This window comes from Mycobacterium sp. E3298 (assembly GCF_001666895.1).
In the GTDB taxonomy this organism is placed as follows: Bacteria; Actinomycetota; Actinomycetes; order Mycobacteriales; family Mycobacteriaceae; genus Mycobacterium.
In genome coordinates, this window is the sequence record NZ_LZJB01000173.1 from 1 (window position 1) to 1,020 (window position 1,020).

At 69.4% G+C, this 1,020-nt stretch carries 2 protein-coding genes; both read left to right on the forward strand.

Annotation, left to right across the window (positions count from 1 at the left end; translation table 11 throughout):
* Positions 1 to 817: thiolase family protein (locus tag A9X05_RS08380; RefSeq protein ID WP_067780567.1), on the forward strand; the 817-nt coding region annotated here is incomplete at its 5' end.
* A gap of 33 nt (positions 818 to 850) precedes the next feature.
* The coding region (locus A9X05_RS29500; RefSeq protein WP_156736555.1) for a GntR family transcriptional regulator at positions 851 to 1,020 on the forward strand (170 nt) is incomplete at its 3' end.

Below are 1,020 nucleotides of genomic sequence, written 5' to 3' on the forward strand. Positions count from 1 at the left end.
GCTGGCCCGGATGTTCGAGACGCCGGAGGGTGCGGAACGGCCCGCCGTGGGCGCGATGGACGACGTCAACGATCTGGTCGCGGCCAACGCCTATTCCGCCGCGAATTGGCTGGCGCTGAACTGCCGGCGCCACATGGAGTTGTATGGGACCACCAAGCAACAGCTGGGCTGGGTCGCCCTGAACGGCAGGCGCAACGCCGCCCTGAATCCGCGCGCCGTGTATCGCGACCCGATGACGATGGCCGACTACCTGAGCGCGCGGCCGGTCTCCACCCCGTTCGGCCTGCTGGACTGCGATGTCCCGATCGACGGCTCGATTGCGGTGGTGGTCTCGCACACGGATTACACCCGGGATTGCCCCCATCGCGCGGTGGCGGTGGAGGCGATCGGCGGGGCCGACGGCGCCGGGGGCTGGTTCCACCGCGACGACTACCCGAAGATGGCGATGTCGGACGCGACGGCGCAGATGTGGTCGCGCACGGACCTGAAGCCGGCCGACCTCAAGGTCGCCGAGTTGTACGACGGCTTCACCTATCTCACCCTGGCGTGGCTGGAGGCCCTCGGGGTCTGCGGTGACGGGGAGGCCGGGCCGTTCGTGGAAGGTGGCGCTCGGATCGCCCGAGACGGGGACCTTCCCCTCAACACCTACGGCGGCCAGCTGTCGGCGGGGCGCATGCACGGTTACTGGGCGTTGCACGAGGGTTGTCTGCAGTTGCGCGGGGAAGCGGGGGAGCGGCAGGTATCGCGTCGCCCGGACGTCGGCGTCGTGTCGGTCGGCGGCGGGCCCGTCGCCGGCTGCATGTTGCTCACATGCTGAAATCCCCTGCGCCCGAACGCCGTTGGGCTTGATATGAGTACCGGCCTCGCGAACAAACTGGCTTCCGGAATCGCGCGGGACCTCGAGGCGGAGATCGTTCGCCGCGGTTGGGCCATCGGCGAATCGCTCGGTTCCGAGCACGCGTTGCAAGAGCGCTTCGGGGTGAGCCGCTCGGTCCTGCGCGAGGCCGTCCGGCTCGTCGA